General features: G+C 47.8%; 12 protein-coding genes. 8 read left to right on the forward strand and 4 right to left on the reverse strand.

From position 1 onward, the window contains the following. Window positions 1–195: 195 nt before the first annotated feature. From B5P39_RS11985 to rmuC, 3 genes are all read right to left on the reverse strand, one after another. Window positions 196–897, reverse strand: a complete 702-nt coding sequence (locus B5P39_RS11985) for an EAL domain-containing protein (RefSeq protein ID WP_088211667.1) — start codon at window positions 895–897, stop codon at window positions 196–198. 214 nt (window positions 898–1,111) lie between these two features. Then, complete coding sequence (locus tag B5P39_RS11990) at window positions 1,112–3,037, reverse strand: transglycosylase SLT domain-containing protein (RefSeq protein WP_088211668.1); 1,926 nt, start codon at window positions 3,035–3,037, stop codon at window positions 1,112–1,114. A 93-nt stretch (window positions 3,038–3,130) separates the two neighbouring features. Then, the gene (gene rmuC, locus B5P39_RS11995) at window positions 3,131–4,696 is read right to left on the reverse strand and encodes a DNA recombination protein RmuC (protein ID WP_088211669.1); all 1,566 of its coding nucleotides are present in this window, start codon (window positions 4,694–4,696) and stop codon (window positions 3,131–3,133) included. A gap of 274 nt (window positions 4,697–4,970) precedes the next feature. On the opposite strand from rmuC, the gene msrP reads away from it, so the two are divergent. After that, window positions 4,971–6,005, forward strand: a complete 1,035-nt coding sequence (gene msrP, locus B5P39_RS12000; RefSeq protein WP_088211670.1) for a protein-methionine-sulfoxide reductase catalytic subunit MsrP — start codon at window positions 4,971–4,973, stop codon at window positions 6,003–6,005. Window positions 6,006–6,116: 111 nt separating this feature from the next. After that, window positions 6,117–6,764 carry a protein-methionine-sulfoxide reductase heme-binding subunit MsrQ gene (gene msrQ, locus B5P39_RS12005; RefSeq protein ID WP_088211671.1) on the forward strand — a complete coding sequence of 216 codons (648 nt, stop codon included), beginning with the start codon at window positions 6,117–6,119 and terminating at the stop codon, window positions 6,762–6,764. 91 nt (window positions 6,765–6,855) lie between these two features. Here the strand turns inward: msrQ and gloA are convergent, their stop codons facing one another. After that, window positions 6,856–7,266 carry a lactoylglutathione lyase gene (gloA, locus tag B5P39_RS12010; RefSeq protein WP_011717181.1) on the reverse strand — a complete coding sequence of 137 codons (411 nt, stop codon included), beginning with the start codon at window positions 7,264–7,266 and terminating at the stop codon, window positions 6,856–6,858. A gap of 704 nt (window positions 7,267–7,970) precedes the next feature. On the opposite strand from gloA, the gene B5P39_RS12015 reads away from it, so the two are divergent. The 6 genes from B5P39_RS12015 to B5P39_RS12040 all read left to right on the forward strand — a co-directional run bounded on the left by B5P39_RS12015 (window position 7,971) and on the right by B5P39_RS12040 (window position 16,259). Beyond that, window positions 7,971–9,239: a cation diffusion facilitator family transporter gene (locus B5P39_RS12015; RefSeq protein ID WP_088211672.1), complete on the forward strand. Its 1,269-nt coding sequence runs from the start codon at window positions 7,971–7,973 to the stop codon at window positions 9,237–9,239. After that, the gene (locus tag B5P39_RS12020; RefSeq protein WP_086904276.1) at window positions 9,239–9,700 is read left to right on the forward strand and encodes a MarR family winged helix-turn-helix transcriptional regulator; all 462 of its coding nucleotides are present in this window, start codon (window positions 9,239–9,241) and stop codon (window positions 9,698–9,700) included. Before B5P39_RS12015 ends, B5P39_RS12020 begins: the two co-directional genes overlap by 1 nt. Window positions 9,701–10,236: 536 nt before the next feature. After that, window positions 10,237–12,330 (forward strand): prolyl oligopeptidase family serine peptidase, encoded by a 2,094-nt coding sequence (locus B5P39_RS12025; protein WP_086904275.1) that lies wholly within the window; start codon window positions 10,237–10,239, stop codon window positions 12,328–12,330. Window positions 12,331–12,583: 253 nt separating this feature from the next. Continuing rightward, window positions 12,584–14,209 (forward strand): phosphoethanolamine transferase, encoded by a 1,626-nt coding sequence (locus tag B5P39_RS12030; protein ID WP_088211673.1) that lies wholly within the window; start codon window positions 12,584–12,586, stop codon window positions 14,207–14,209. Window positions 14,210–14,364: 155 nt separating this feature from the next. Continuing rightward, window positions 14,365–15,393 carry a GGDEF domain-containing protein gene (locus B5P39_RS12035; protein WP_086904273.1) on the forward strand — a complete coding sequence of 343 codons (1,029 nt, stop codon included), beginning with the start codon at window positions 14,365–14,367 and terminating at the stop codon, window positions 15,391–15,393. Between the two features lie 431 nt (window positions 15,394–15,824). Beyond that, the gene (locus B5P39_RS12040) at window positions 15,825–16,259 is read left to right on the forward strand and encodes a MarR family winged helix-turn-helix transcriptional regulator (protein WP_086904272.1); all 435 of its coding nucleotides are present in this window, start codon (window positions 15,825–15,827) and stop codon (window positions 16,257–16,259) included. Window positions 16,260–16,278 lie beyond the last annotated feature (19 nt).

Below are 16,278 nucleotides of genomic sequence, written 5' to 3' on the forward strand. Positions count from 1 at the left end.
TACATCCATGTACAGCAGATACCGCCGTCGAGCCTATTGGGACACTTCTTGTTAAATAAATAGGCGGCGTGTCACAGGGGAAACGATGACAATCCATATCTGTGCTAGGTGACATTAAATTTGAAGAATATCAGACTTATCAATGGCCACGAACATGATGAATTCTTCCATACCAGTATGTGACTGCATCCTTCCCTAACAAATTAACCTTTCACTTTGCTCGGGGTGGATAAACCAAGGTTTGAATAGAAATCCCTGTACTAGATCGATATTTAGCTCGCGGGCTAGCTGGAGCTGTGCTTCGGTTTCTATGCCTTCGAGGATGCATTGTTTACCTGTGCGTTTGCCAAATTCAATCAGGGCGCCGAGCAGGGCGATACCATGGGGCGCGTCGATTAGTTTAAGCCAGTAGCGGTCAAACTTGAGGTAATCCACATTCATCATCAAATCGATGGAGAGCATGGAGTGGGGGGCGCCGATATCATCGAGTGCCACTTGAATATTGGCCGCTTTAAATTGATGGAACAGGCGATTAGCAAGCTCGGCATCACTCACGCAAGTGTTTTCAATAATTTCTACCGTCAATTGCGGATGCTGCGATAGTAGGTCGAGTAACTTTGGGGTATGCGCGCCATCCACCGCGTGGGGGTCCACATTTACAAATAAACTCTGCGCCTGAGGGGCGTGTTTGAGCTGAAAGGCTTTTGCCTGAAACTCGACCGCCGCCAGTTGTTCGCTGGCTTCGTGTAATTGCTCAAACACTAGATTCGGGGCGATGGTTTGACCCTGCTCGAGGTAAAAACGGGCGAGTGCTTCATAGCCATGAATGCGTTGGGTATGGGGACAGACAAAGGGCTGATATTCGCAACTTAAGGATAAACCGCTGAGATTGAGCATCGAGACTGGCGTGTTAAATGACTAATCGCTAATTATTCGCATTTAGTGGCCAAGAGTGCAAACAAGTTTACCTCGCTTGAGCGCGTTTGCCGATTAAACACTCATACGGTTAAACCTTGGGGTAAAACGGCATCTTGATGTGGCCAAAAATTATCAAGGTGGCCAATGCCACCTTGATTACTGTTCGATTACTATCCCATTTTCGCCATGCGGCTTAGTAATGGAACTTGAGCTCAGCCTCGTTAAACAAAGGCTGTGGCTTTTGTTTTTGCGCCTCGTAAATCAACCGATAACTTAATACGGCTTGCACATATTCACGGGTTTCGGTGAAGGGAATGGACTCAATAAAACTCATGGCATCGAGCTTTCCATTCGACTCCGCTAACCAGCGGCGAACCCGCGAGGGGCCAGCGTTATAGGCGGCGGTTGCTAACACGCGGTTTTGATTGAAATCCTTCAACAATTGCGCGTAATAGGCGCTGCCTAAGTTTAAGTTAAGCTCGGCGCTATAGAGATCCTTAGGATCGCTGTACTTAGCCCCGTGTTTCTTGGCTGTCGCCTTGGCGGTGGCGGGCATAATCTGCATTAAACCGCGGGCACCGACACCCGAGGTCGCATAGAGGAAAAACGCACTTTCACGGCGGCTAATGGCACGGATTTCATCAATATTGACCTTGTGCTTTTTACTGGCGTGTTCGAAGCCTGACTGATGCGCCATCGGGAAGCGCAGGGGAATATCATCCCATAGCTTGCCTTGGATACTGGCCTCCACGCCAAAGTCATACCAGCCTTGATCGTGAGCATAACGACCATAGCGGGCGCGCATCTCATTATTGCTGCGTTTTAGCAGGGCAACCCATTCATAGCGGGCATCGAAGTAACGGTCGAGCGCCATCAGCTCCAATACGCGCACAAAGCCTAAATCGTCTTCGAGTTTTTGACTGGTCCCATCCACCACAGGCTCAGGGCTTTGATTTAAGGACACGGGCTTATTCAATAACTGCGATGCGGCAAAACCGTAAAAGTTTCGCTCATTACTGACCGCCGCTAATGCCTTAGTGGCGCTTTCGGGGGCGTGTTTCGCGTTGGTGCGATACAACCAATACTGCCAGCGCTCTTTGGCTACGCTTTCAGGCGATAATAAATCTAAGTAGCGCGCGATATGGGTGCTGTCCTGCTCGCGGATCGCCCAGCGTAAGCGGCGCTCGAACATATCATCGCTCTTCATCTCGGGCAGCAGGTTATCGGCCCAGTCTCTAAAATTATCATCCTGCTCAATCAACACGCGGCGTACCAAGTACTTTTGCAGCTGTTGGTCCTGCGCTGGGGTAAAGCGTTTCGCTTTTTGATACCGAGTATATAAATTGATGGCTTGGTCGAGATCCTTACGGGCAAGGCGTTTTAAACCTGCGGCGACGATATCGCCAACGATAGGATTTTTATCCTTAAATTTTTCGGTATGGCGCAGGCTATTGGGATCTTTATATACCGCCACTAAGCGTTTTGCCTCGGCGCTGTGCACGGTGATTTTTTGCGATAGGTAACTCAGCAGGCTGGTTTGGCCCTCATCGAAACTCAGTAACATCCGCGCCCAAATCACATCCTGAGTGCGCTTACCGGCTTTGGTCCAGGCATTGAAGAGGGGATCGCATTCCTTGGGACGGGAATCGCCATAGACCCAAAGTGACTGCGCCGCCGTGTAGGCGGTTTGGGTTTCGCCCTTGGCGAGTTTGGCCTCATAGAAATAACACTGCAGCCTGACATCGGTCGGCGCGTCTTGGGCGAGGCTCAAAAAGTCGTTCCAACGCTTTTGGCCGCCGGCATTTAATAAATATTTTGAACGCAGGCGCTGATACATAGGCGTGGTTTGATACTTATCTATCATGGCCTTAGCGTCGTTGCCGCGTAAATCGTTAAGCTTGCCAATGTCGATATCATGGTCGAGATAAATCGCCAGCGGATAATCGCCTAACTTAGCTCGCAGGGGCTTGTAGGTGGCATAGTCTTGTTTCTTTAGGGCTTTTTCAGCCTCAAGAAAGGTCTTCTGGGTAGAAGTTAACGCGAAAGCCGCAGAGGCATTAAATGCCCCTGCGATGATAATTGCGCTGGATAACACCATCTTTGTCAATGGGTTGCACATGCAGAACTTGCCTCCGGGCATCAAGGTTACAATCGACTTTTCCCTATCGATTCAGGATTATGAGTTATTGGCTTTTAAACTGCGTGTTTATCGTTATTGTTCGAGTGCGATGGCATCCTCAGTATGGGGCAAAAGCGTATCGCGATTAGTTTGATTATCACCGCCGTCCAGCGCATCGCTCTCGTCTAAGGCTTCGTTAAGCGCCTTCTCAAGTAACATCTTATCGAGTTGCTTGCTGGTATCAACACCTAGTTGCTGCATTAAATGCGCTTGACGCACTAAATTGCCTTTGCCCGATGACAATTTGTTCATGGCACTGTGATAGGTTTTCTCGGCGTTATCCAGAGCGCGACCGAGTTTTTCCATATCGTCGAGGTAGCCACAGAGTTTGTCGTAGATCCGACCCGCCTGTTTAGCAATGGTTTGGGCGTGCTGGTTTTGATACTCGTAACGCCAGATATTATTGATTGTTCGCAGGGCAACCAAGAGGTTGGTTGGACTGACCAGCATAATATTTTGCTCAAGGGCAAAGTTAACAAGGCTTGGGTCGTGCTCTAGGGCCAGTAAGAACGCGGGTTCAATCGGGATAAACATCAGCACATAATCTAAGCTTTTTAGCCCGTGTAAACGCTGATAATCCTTTTGACTCAATCCCTTAATATGATTGCGGATCGATAAAACGTGTTCATTGATGGCCTGTTCACGCACCAGCGGATCTTCGCTATTAAAATAGCGCTCGTAGCTGATGAGCGACATCTTGGCATCGATAACCACGTCTTTATTTTCAGGCAAATGCACGATCACGTCTGGCTTAAAGCGTTTGCCGCTGTCGTCTTTCAGATCTTGCTGGGTGTGGTATTCGTGACCTTCGCGCAGACCGCTTTCTTGCAGCACGCGGTCTAAAATCACTTCGCCCCAGTTGCCTTGCTGCTTGTTATCGCCCTTTAAGGCTTTGGTCAGGTTAATGGCATCCTGGCTCATTTTTAAATTGAGCTCGCGCAGGTGTTCTAACTGATGTTTAAGGGCGCTGCGCTCCGACTGTTCATGATTGTAGGATTCGCGAATTTGCTGCCTAAAGCCTTCTAACTGCTGCTTTAATGGCCCGAGCACGCCTTCTAACTGGTTGGCGTTTTGGTGCTTAAAGCTTTCGCTGCGCTCTTCGAAAATACGGTTGGCAAGGTTTTCAAATTGGGTTTGTAGGCGCACTTCGGCCATTTCTAAGGTGGCGATTTTCTCCTGCATGGCGGATTGCTGGGCATCGGCCTTGGCTTGAATCGTTTGTTGCATCGCATTGGATTTGGATAAGGCCAGTTGGAGCTCGAGTTGGCGGCGATGGCTGTCGGCAAGTTGCTGCTCAACACTCGGCAGGCGCTCGGCCATGGCTTCGGCTTTACCCAGTTGTTCTATCTTTTGCTCTAAGCGCTGTTGGCATTGGCGCAGTTGGTTATCTTTGTCGTCGACTAAAACTTGCTGCTGGGCGAGGGAGAGCTCGGCGTCTTCGTTTACTTGCCGCATTTCTTGCTCTAATTCGTCTTTAAACTGTTGCCAGCGTGAGCGGGTGAGACGTTGATTGAGTAGGGCACCGATTAACAGTCCTAAAAAGGCCACGGCGAGAAGACCGATGATCTGGGCGAGGGAAAAAGATTGAGAAAATGGCATCTTATTAGCACTCCTTTAGCTGTGGCGCCTAGGGTCGCATGCCCCAAAAAAGGCTTCAAGTGCTTTAATTAACAATCTGTTTAGGCGATGACTCAAATGAGCAAGACTTAGTCGCTTAAGTTGAGATACTGTGAGGGATGAAATTTTTTTGCTGTTATCTGTGTCTATATCCCTACAGCTTATCAACACAGGTAAATGTACCTGAGGCTTTTTGGGCGAGCGCAGAGTGTGAGTCAGCGCCGGTACATAACATTTATTTTTGCAGAGGTGTCCATTGGCTAATCAATCACGTTTTACACCGGGTATTTTGAAAAAAGCGCGCTGGCATATTCAAGATAATCAAGTTACACCCGAGTCGGTGTTTAAGGCGCGCCGTCATATAGTCAAAGCCATGGGCCTTGGCGCGATTGGGGCTAGCATTCCGGGTTATGTGCAGGCGGGATTATTCGATCTGTTTGGCGAACAACCCAAAACCAGCTTTATCACCACGCCATTGACCTTCGAGGCCAATGCGCGCTTTGGTAAGGACGAAGTGCTAACGCCTGTCGACAAGGTCACCACTCACAATAACTTTTACGAGTTTGGCACCAGCAAACAGGATCCGTCTGATAACGCCCAGCAGTTTAAGGTCGACCCTTGGCAATTACGTATCGAAGGCGAAGTGGAGCGCCCCATGACCCTCGATTATCAAGATCTGACTAAGCTGTTTCCCCTGGAAGAACGTATTTACCGCCTGCGCTGCGTCGAAGCTTGGTCCATGGTGATCCCTTGGGTAGGCTTTCCGCTCGCCGCTTTATTGAAGAAAGTCGGCGTGACCAGTAAAGGCAAGTATGTTGCCTTTGAAACTGCCTTCGATCCCGAGCAAATGCCGGGGCAAAAGAGCCGTTTAATGGGCGGCGGCATTCATTATCCCTATGTGGAAGGCTTAACCATTGCCGAGGCGATGAATGAGCTGACGCTGATGTCGGTAGGGCTCTATGGTAAAACCCTGCCGCCGCAAAACGGCGCGCCGATCCGCTTAGTGGTGCCTTGGAAATACGGTTTTAAGAGCATTAAATCCATCGTCCGCATTCGGGTGATGGACAAGCAGCCGCCCACCAGTTGGAATCAACTAGCGCCCCATGAATATGGCTTTTATGCCAATGTGAATCCTGCTGTGGATCATCCCCGTTGGTCACAGGCGAGCGAGCGGCGCATCGGCGAGGGCGGCTTGTTCTCGGCAAAACGCATAGATACGCAGCCCTTTAATGGTTATGGCGAGTTTGTCGCCTCGTTATATGAGGGCATGGATCTGAGGCAGTTTTATTAACTCACTTGGCGGTTGTTGTTTAGGCGCCATTGATTGCGCCTAACGAACAAGTGGCAATATCTAGTGGCATACTGGCTAGTGCCTTGAAAGAGTCAAAAGAGTAGGAGTCCTATGTTCAATATCACGGCGTTAAGAGTCACGCCAAAACAGCTTTTGTGGATAAAGCTGGTCTTTCATTTGATTGGGCTTATCCCGATTGCTTGGCTAGTTTTTACTGTGCTGTCTGGCCGTGCGGGCGGCGATCCCGTGCAGCATATTATCCACTTTACTGGCATTGGCGCTTTAAATGCGTTGGCGGCCACACTCCTGATTTCCCCCCTTGCTAAGGGATTAAAATTAGGCTGGTTGATGCAGACACGCCGCTTAGTTGGCTTGTACGTGTTTGCCTATGCGACCTTGCATATAGTGGCGTTTTTTAGTTTAGATCTGCTGTTTGCCTGGGAGTTATTCTTCAGTGAAGTGGCGAAACGGCCTTATATTTTAGTCGGTGCACTGGCCTATGTAATTGTTACTGCGCTAGCACTGACGTCCTTTAAGGCCTTGATGCGTAAAATGGGCCGCCGTTGGCAAACGCTGCACAATGGGGTGTATGCGGTGGCGATACTGGCGCCGATTCATTTTTATTGGTCGGTAAAATCCGAAATTATTGAACCGAGTCTGTATATCCTTGGCTTTAGTTTGTTGCTCGCGTGGCGTTTGCCCATTTGGCAGAAGAAGCGCAGCAGCCGTATCGCCATGGCCGCCGAGGGCAAGCGGTAATCCCTAGTATTGGCATTTATTCATGAGTAAAGAAAACGGCGTTTGCAGGGTATGCAAACGCCGTTTTATATCAGGCGGGAAGGTAATAGGCTTAACCTAAACCTTGGGTCGCCGATTTCATTTGAATAAATTCAATCTTATAACCGTCTGGGTCTTCCACAAAGGCGATTTCAGTGGTGCCACCAGCAACAGGGCCGGGTGCGCGAGTCACTTTACCACCCGCAGCGGCAATGGCTTCGCAGCGGGCATAAATGTCTTCATCACCGATGGCAATATGACCAAAGGCCGTGCCGAGATCGTATTTTTCCGTTCCCCAGTTGTAGGTCAACTCGATGACGGCCTGGCCCGTTGATTCTTCACCGAAACCCACGAAGGCGAGGGAATATTTGTACTCTGGGTTTTCTGAGGTGCGGAGCAGCTTCATGCCCAGCACTTGAGTGTAAAAAGCGATACTGCGTTCTAAGTTACCGACGCGAAGCATGGTGTGTAACAGTTGTGACATAGGATTATCTCGGTCAATGAATTACGGCGGCAGTATATCAAAATTTGCCGTAAGTCATGCCGGAATGTTAATCGAATAAATGGATTGCCCGGTCTTGATTTCGATAATTACGTGCGCTAGGGAAGCTCTCGCTTTGTGAGTTACATCACTTTGCTTGGCTGCTCGGTGTGAAAAGTGCACGATTATTTAGCTCTTGCTCACAAAATAACTATCTCAATATAGGCATTTATCTCAGCCTTGATAATAATGGGGTTATACCAACTAGGAGAGTGAATATGAACACCGAACTAAAAATGGCGCTAGGTACAACAGTTGTAATTGCTTTATTTTTCAGTGCATTCTTTGTATCCATGTTCTGATATTGCCTTCAAATCCCTTCCCATGCAGAGGCGCTTAAGTCGATTGATTTAAGCGCCTTTGTGTTTTATGCCTTATCGTTTTTATCGCTTCCCCGTTTCGAGTTTATGCCTTGTCTTACGACCCATTGTGAATGTGGGTTGGTACTTTGCTGCGTTTAAATTTTGTGATTCGTTGCAACACTTATGCAAATAGTTTGAAAAATGATTATTTTGATATTTATATATTTTGATTTTCAAACTAAACTGACGGCAGAAGTCATCAATCACCACAGCGTGTTTGCTCTTGCTGCATGAATTTACGCTCACTCATTTATGCAAGTTAGGGAAATCGCTTAGGAAAAAATAATGAAAACAACATCTTCAACCGAGAAGCCGATGCAGCGTACCGGGCTTGGGCATTCTGTCGCGCAGTGGCAGCATTCCCATGGATTTTCTAACCAAAATACGGCGGGCGAAAAAAATACTCGCTATGTGTTGTATCTGACCGTGATTACCATGGTGGCCGAGATTGTGGCGGGGACAATTTATGGCTCTATGGCCTTGCTGGCCGATGGTTGGCATATGGGTACCCACGCCGCCGCCTTTATGATTACCCTGTTTGCCTATTCCTATGCCCGTAAGCATGCTAATGATCCGGCCTTTGCCTTTGGTACAGGAAAGGTGAGTGTGCTTGGCGGTTACACCAGCGCCATCGCCTTAGGCTTAGTGGCCTTAGTGATGTTAATTGAGTCGGGCATGCGCTTGATTAACCCTGAGGATATTCACTTTAATGAAGCGATTTTTGTCGCCCTGATTGGCTTAAGCGTGAACGTATTGAGTGTGTTCCTATTGAAAGATCACCATTCCCACGACCATGGACATTCACACGGGCATTCACACGGCCACTCGCATGGACATTCACACAGTCACTCACACGACCATGATCACGACGATGATGATCATAAAGAGCATCAAGATAATCATTGCTGCCATGGGCACGATCATCATGCTGCTGACCATGACCATGACCATGACCATGACCATGACCATGACCATGACCATGACCATGACCATGACCATGACCATGACCATGACCATGACCATGACCATGACCATGACCATGACGACCATTCACACAGCCACGCACAGGGTCATTCCCATGGGCATTCACACGGGCACTCGGGCCATGATCACAACCTGAGGGCCGCCTATTTCCACGTTTTAGCCGATGCGTTAACCTCAGTGCTGGCAATTGCGGCGCTGTTGTTCGGTAAATATATGGGCTTAACTTGGCTCGATCCTATTATGGGGATTGTTGGTGCGATTATTATCAGCCGCTGGTCATGGGGCCTTATCCAACAGACCAGTCCAATTCTGTTGGACGGTGGGGTAAAGGCCTCGCTACAGCGCAAAGTGCGTGAGACCATAGAGGCGGTACCGGATCATCAAGTCGCCGATTTACATATTTGGCGCGTGAGTGCCGATCACCATGCTATTATGGTGTCCATTGTGTCTCACTCACCGAAAGAAGCCAGTTATTTTAATCAGTTACTGACTAAGTTCCCTGAGTTATCCCATATTACCATTGAGCTGCATACTTGCCGTCAACGTGAGTGTGTGGCTAAGGAAGCCTAATGACAGTTGCACACCCGCATGATGCTTTATCAGCCGCGTCCGCCCATTCTACGGATCAGGCCTTGAACCATGTGATTATTGAGTTTTATGAAAAATTATCATCGTGGGAGCATGCTATTGTGCGCGATAAGGGTTTTAGCTTGTCGCAGGTACACACGATAGAGTTGTTGGGTGTGCACGGCGCGATGCGAATGAAGGAACTGGCCGACAAAATCGGTGTGACCACAGGCACGCTCACCGTACAAATCGATAAAATGGTCGAGTCCCAGTGGGTGATGCGCCGTCCCCATGAGAGTGACAGACGCTCGATTCTGGTTGAGCTTACCGAGAAAGGTCAGGCGCTGTTCCTCGAGCATGATGCACTGCATTTGCAATTAACGACCGATCTCACGGCTAAGATGACTGCAGAGGAGCGAAGCTTACTGCTGAGTCTGCTGACGCGGATGAATCAAGAGTTTTAATGGCAGCGTTTACTCGCGATTCAGTATTGATTACAGCGCCCTAATGGGCGCTTTTTTTGGCGGGCGTGTTGACGTTTCAGGGTTATTTTTGCAGCAATTTGGCTGGCTTTTATGCAAGGCAAAGTCCGTGCAGTGTAGTTATTCTACATAAACGGACGATAACGCGGCAGAAACGCCAGCCAAATGCTGCCCGAAGGGTTCGTCTGGCAAGCCCTTGTTCTTACTTTCTGTCATAAGAGCCGCTCGTCATTTGAGTAGACTACACATCATTTCTCGTTTCGCGAGCACGTGTTTGCCTGAACGAACAAAATCTAATCTCGAAACGTCAACACGCCCGCATAACATCTCGAATATTTTCGATTCATTCTCGATTAATCATCCGTGATTACAATATCTTACCTTTTGTTACATTCTTGTTGTATTAAAGGTTGAACTGGAGGTCAATTAAGGTAATGTAGGGCAGAAATCAAGATGGACTCAATCTAAGGGCTCTGTTCAAGGACTATGTTTAAGGGCTCTGTTTAAAAAGGAATAACATGAATCGTAAATTACTGCCTTGGTGCATCGCAGGGGTACTCACTATGAGTGGTCAACTCCACGCCGAAGAAGACAAATACCTTTGGCTTGAAGAGGTTGAAGGCGCAAAGCCAATGGAGTGGGTTAAGGCCCAAAATGCCACTTCAGCCGCTGAAATTAAAGCCTTCAAAGGCTTCGATACCTTAGTTGCCAACAGCCTCGCTATCCTCAATGACAAAGAGCGTATTCCTTACGCCACCCATATTGGCGATAAGCTGTATAACTTTTGGAAGGATGATACACATGTGCGGGGGATTTACCGTCGCACCACGATGGAAGAATACGCCAAGGCGGATCCAAAGTGGGAAACCGTGCTCGATGTCGATGCCTTAGGCAAAACCGAAGCGGTGAACTGGGTATTCAAAGGCATTGATTGCCAGTATCCACAGAATCAGCGCTGCTTTGTGTCCTTGTCCCGTGGCGGCGCCGATGCGGTCGAAGTGCGTGAATTTGATTTAACCACCAAAGACTTTGTGCCTGCGAAAGACAAACCTTTCTTCTTAAAAGAAGCGAAATCTAGCCTTAGTTGGATTAATACCGATCAGGCCTTTGTCGGTACCGACTTTGGCGATGGCCAAAGCATGACGGACTCGGGTTATCCCCGCGTGGTGAAGTTATGGCAACGTGGTACGCCGCTTGAGCAAGCTAAAACCATTTTCAGTGGCGACAAAACCTCGGTCGCGGTATCGGGTTGGGTGATGTTTGACGACAAAACCCCACTGAGCCTAGTCACAGAGGCGCATACCTTTTACACCGCTACTCAATATGTTTACCTAGACGGCAAACTCATAAAGCTGCCACTCCCACAGGATGCCGAGATTAAAGGTTATTTCCAAGGCAAGCTGTTTATTGAGCTTAAGAGTGACTTAGCAACCCCTGCGGCGACATTCAGCCAAGGCGCAGTAGTGTACGCCAATGTGGCGGATTTGATTGCCCAAAAAGACGCCTTTACTGAATTTGTCAGCCCAACGCCGACCGCATCAATCGCCCAGTTAACGTTCAGTAAGAGCGCGATTTTTGTTAATTGGCTCGATAACGTGAAAAGCAAACTGGTTCGCTATGAGCAAGACGCGAAAGGCGCATGGCAAAGCACGCCGGTACCCTTTGAGGCCAACGGTGCGCTTACCGTGATGGATATGGAGCGCGACAGTGATGATTTCTTTGTCAATTACACAAGCTTCCTTGAGCCATCGAGCTTGTATACCGTCAATGCTAAGGCGCTAAAACCGCAAAAGATGAAAGGTATGCCTCAGCAATTTGCGGCGGATAAATTTACCACCGAGCAGTATTTTGCGACCTCAAAGGATGGCACCAAAGTGCCGTATTTTGTGGTGATGGCAAAAGATCTTAAGCTCGATGGCAGCAATCCAACACTGCTTTATGGTTATGGTGGTTTTGAAGTGTCACTGCGCCCAGCCTATTCAGCAACCATTGGTAAAAACTGGTTAGAGCAGGGCGGTGTGTATGTGCTGGCGAATATCCGTGGTGGCGGCGAGTATGGGCCTGCGTGGCATCAAGCGGCGCTTAAGGAAAATCGTCATAAGGCCTACGAGGACTTTGAAGCCATTGCTGAGGATCTCATTGCCCGTAAGATCACTTCGAGCAAGCATTTAGGTATTCAAGGTGGCAGTAATGGTGGTTTGCTGATGGGCGCCGCCTTTACCCGTCGTCCCGATCTCTACAATGCCGTGGTCTGCCAAGTGCCGTTACTCGACATGTACCGCTTCAATAAGTTACTCGCCGGCGCAAGTTGGATGGGGGAATACGGTAATCCCGATGTTCCAGAGGAATGGGCTTACATTAAAACCTATTCGCCATACCATAATTTGCACAAGGATACGCATTATCCAAAGGTGTTCTTCACCACCTCAACCCGTGATGACAGGGTTCACCCAGGACACGCGCGTAAGATGGTGGCCAAGATGAAGGACATGGGTATCGATGTACTTTACTATGAAAATATCGAAGGTGGGCATGCTGGGGCTGCAGATAATAATCAAGCTGCGGACCTAAATTCAATGGCGTTTGCCTACTTATTACAGCAGTTAAAATAATCGGGACCTTTTCACACAAAAAGTGTCGCGATTAGCACCGAGCAAGTCCCTATAGGTTGGGGAGCAAAAAACGGTCGAATTCATTCAGGTTCGGCCGTTTTTTTAATCCGTATTTTAACTTGTTAATAATATTAATAATTTTATTGAGTGAGCCAAGGTCAGTTGCTAAGATGACATTCATTTTTAGGCATAAGATTACCTTAAGAAAACTAAGTTAGCTTCGGCCCACTATTTATTTGAGAGACCATTACCAGTGCTGACGAGATTTAAAACCCTAACAGTGAATCGCTTCACCTTCCTCACCGCATTATTTTACGTTTGCGTTTTTAATATCCCTCTCTTTGAAGTCATCAAAAAAGGCATTGAAAAACAACCTGATGTGGATCCGATCTTTATCGCCACTATGCCGCTGTTTTTAACCTTTGCACTGAGTTTTGTGTTTTCACTGTTTACAGTGAAGTACCTGGTAAAACCCTTTTTCATCATTCTTACGCTGCTTTCCTCGAGCGTGTTTTTTGCCGCACTCAAATACAATGTCGTCTTCGACTACGGCATGATTGAAAACACCTTTCAAACCAACAGCGCTGAAGCCTTGATGTATGTGAACTTTGCTTCCATTCTCAACATGCTGCTCACGGGGATTTTACCCGCCTATTTAATTTATAAAGCCGATATCCAATACAAGCCATTTTTTAAAGAACTGCTACATAAAGTCTTGTTTATGCTGGCGATGCTCGCGGGACTCGGGATTATCGCCTTCTTCTATTTCCAAGATTACGCCGCCTTTGGTCGCAATAATGATGAGATCAAGCGCTATATCGTGCCGACCTATTTTATTGGTGCAGCTTCTAAATACATTAACGTGCACTATTTGCAAACGCCGATGGAATATCAGCAACTGGGCTTGGATGCAAAAAATGTGACGACCAATGTCAACGGTAAACCTAACCTGTTAGTGCTGGTGGTGGGTGAGACCGCTCGTTCGATGAACTATCAATACTATGGATATGATAGACCGACCAATGCTCACACAGAGGGACAAGGCTTAATCGCCTTCAAAGACACCCATTCCTGCGGTACGGCCACTGCGGTCTCGCTGCCTTGCATGTTCTCGCGTATGGGACGTGAGGATTACGATTCTCGCCGCGCCTATGCCCAAGACACGGCTATGGATGTACTGAATCACGGCGGGATTAAAGTGCAGTGGTTTGATAATGACTCGGGTTGTAAAGGGGTGTGCGATCAGGTTGAAAACATCACCATCGACCTTAATAGCGATCCTGAACTCTGCTCGGGCCAATATTGTTTCGATCAAGTGCTGCTCAATAAACTCGATGAAGCCTTAGCCAATGCGGAGCAGAAAGACACTGTGATTGCCCTGCATGTGATCGGCAGCCATGGGCCGACGTACTTCCTGCGTTATCCGCCAGAGCACCGTAAATTTACGCCGGATTGCCCACGCAGTGATATTCAAAACTGCAGCGCCGAAGAGCTGATGAACACCTATGACAACACGATTTTGTATACCGATTACATCATCAGTGAAGTGGTGAATAAGCTTAAACAGCAACAAGCTAAGTTTGATACCGCCATGTTCTATGTGTCGGACCACGGCGAATCTCTGGGTGAGAAAGGCATGTATCTGCATGGTGCGCCGTACAGCATCGCGCCGATTGAACAAACCAGTATTCCTATGCTGGCCTGGGTGTCGGAGGATTTCAGCCAAGACAACCATTTAAATATGGCGTGTTTGGCCAAAGAGGCAGAGAAGGGCGGCTTCTCCCACGACAATCTGTTCGACAGTTTGTTAGGATTAATGAACGTACAGACCCAAGTGTATCAGCCTAAGTTAGATATTTTTGCCCGCTGCCGCGGTTAAGTTCAGTAGGCTTGTGAATAGATGAAGGAGGATGGCGACATCCTCCTTTGTTTTTTGCGCGCCATCATAATAATCATTGTGCCCAGTATCCAAATTGAAGTAGTTGAGTTAACTTAAATGACACAAAAACATAACAACCATTGGGTGCGCGATTCATGTCTTCTTCTGCAGCAAACAAAGAGCTCGATTCGGCGGCGCAAATCCTGCGATTAGCCGTACCACAAATGTCTGCGCTTGATATTCCCGTGACCCCCGAAAACTACACGGTTTGGTATGAGTATTTTGCCCAGTCAAACCTCGACTTAAATCGCGCCATTGATGGCTTTCTGGCAAACAAAGTGGTGTTTACCAAAGAGGTGAATACCAGCCTGTACAAGAATTTTATTCAAGAAAAATCCCCAGAAGTGATTGAGAATGTCCAAATTGAAACTCAAATATTGATCAACTCACTGATCAGTAAAATTTCTCAGTTAACCCAAGGGACGGAGGCCTTTTCAAGTACCTTGGTGGACTTTGGACTGCAATTGCAATCAACCCCCGATGTCTGCACCTTGAACCAATTAGTGGGTGGGGTGATAGATGAAATGCAAAATCTATTAATCAACAACCAGAACATGGAGCAAAGCTTAACGGCCATGGGTCAAGAGGTGCAGAACTTAAAATCCGAGATGGAGAACCTAAGTTTAGCGGCCATGACAGATCAATTGACCTCACTGCATAACCGCCGCGCCTACGAGATTGCCATTCAAGATCATATTCATCGCGCCGAAGAACAACAAACCCGTTGCAGCCTGTTACTCATCGATATTGACCGCTTTAAATTGTTTAACGACACCTATGGTCATCAAGTGGGGGATAAGGTTTTAGCCTATGTCGCGCTCGCCCTCAAACAATGTGTGCGGGGGGATGACTTTGTCGCCCGCTATGGCGGCGAGGAGTTTGTGGTGGTGTTGCCTAACACCCATTTCCACGATGCGCTCCAAGTGGCCGAAACCTTAAGGGAGCGTATCTCAGAGCGGCGTTTAGCCATAGGCAAAGATAAAAAACTCTCACTGGGCGCGATTACTGTGTCTATCGGCTTAGCCTCGTTGCAAAAAGGGGATGATGCCGAAACCTTATTTAGCCGAGCGGATAAAGCCTTATATGAAGCCAAATCCGATGGCCGTAACTGCGTGCGCGGCTAGCAAATTGGGCAAGATAGTTTAGTGTGATGGCTTGGCAAACAGTTTCGTGATAAGGCTTACTTATCGAGATAGTTTGGCTAGTTTTTTCAGCTGACAGGTCGCTCGAATGTAAACCTATAAGCTTGTGGATAGCGCGCGAGCTTAGGTGCAATAAACATATGAGCCGAGGTGCAAGTCTGTGCCATGTTGACTATTCGGTTAAGGCACTTTTGCTCTAAGGCTCTTTCGCTCAAAGACACTTTCGCACAAAGGCACTTTCGCTAATGACCCTGTATCAATCAATGAATAAAAATTAATCTCAACTCTTATCAATTAGTTATCAGGATCCTCCCGCAGCATTTGCATTTTGTTACCTATGTTGCCTAAATGGGCAATTGCTTTACATCGCATACCATTCATATAATAAGCAATGCTTACTATATGGATGGCTTATGAAATCATCATCAAATACCCTAGGCGCACTCTTAAGTGACATTACCCGCATGATGCGCCGCGTATTCCAAGAAACCTATAGGCCTACTGCAGACTGCTCACTGACACTTTCTCAGGCGAGAGCCTTATTGCATATCGCCCGTAATGAAGGTCTTAAACAGATTGAACTGGCGGATCGCCTCGAGATTAAACCTATCACGGCCGCGAGATTAATTGATGTGCTGTGTGATGCGGCGCTGGTTGAACGTAGACCCGATGCCAAGGACAGACGCGCTTTTCAGTTATTTTTGACTGAAGCGGCTGCGCCCCATTTGGCCGAAATTGAACGCGCCGTAACCATAGTGTACGCCCAAGCCTTTAAGGGATTTGATGAAGCCGAGTCACAAACGGTGATCCGCTTGTTGTCGCAAATTCATAAAAATTTTTCAGCCTAATCAAAGCTGATAACCCATC

Origin of the sequence: Shewanella sp. Shew256 (genome assembly GCF_002196695.1) — a bacterium.
GTDB classification, from domain to species: domain Bacteria; phylum Pseudomonadota; class Gammaproteobacteria; order Enterobacterales; family Shewanellaceae; genus Shewanella; species Shewanella mangrovisoli.

Excerpts from the sequence above, each read along its gene's own strand:
- B5P39_RS11985 (WP_088211667.1), bottom strand. The coding sequence starts at position 897 with ATGCTCAATCTCAGCGGTTTATCCTTAAGTTGCGAATATCAGCCCTTT.
- B5P39_RS11990 (WP_088211668.1), bottom strand. The coding sequence starts at position 3,037 with ATGTGCAACCCATTGACAAAGATGGTGTTATCCAGCGCAATTATCATC.
- rmuC (WP_088211669.1), bottom strand. The coding sequence starts at position 4,696 with ATGCCATTTTCTCAATCTTTTTCCCTCGCCCAGATCATCGGTCTTCTC.
- msrQ (WP_088211671.1), top strand. The coding sequence starts at position 6,117 with ATGTTCAATATCACGGCGTTAAGAGTCACGCCAAAACAGCTTTTGTGG.
- gloA (WP_011717181.1), bottom strand. The coding sequence starts at position 7,266 with ATGTCACAACTGTTACACACCATGCTTCGCGTCGGTAACTTAGAACGC.
- B5P39_RS12015 (WP_088211672.1), top strand. The coding sequence starts at position 7,971 with ATGAAAACAACATCTTCAACCGAGAAGCCGATGCAGCGTACCGGGCTT.
- B5P39_RS12020 (WP_086904276.1), top strand. The coding sequence starts at position 9,239 with ATGACAGTTGCACACCCGCATGATGCTTTATCAGCCGCGTCCGCCCAT.
- B5P39_RS12025 (WP_086904275.1), top strand. The coding sequence starts at position 10,237 with ATGAATCGTAAATTACTGCCTTGGTGCATCGCAGGGGTACTCACTATG.
- B5P39_RS12035 (WP_086904273.1), top strand. The coding sequence starts at position 14,365 with ATGTCTTCTTCTGCAGCAAACAAAGAGCTCGATTCGGCGGCGCAAATC.
- B5P39_RS12040 (WP_086904272.1), top strand. The coding sequence starts at position 15,825 with ATGAAATCATCATCAAATACCCTAGGCGCACTCTTAAGTGACATTACC.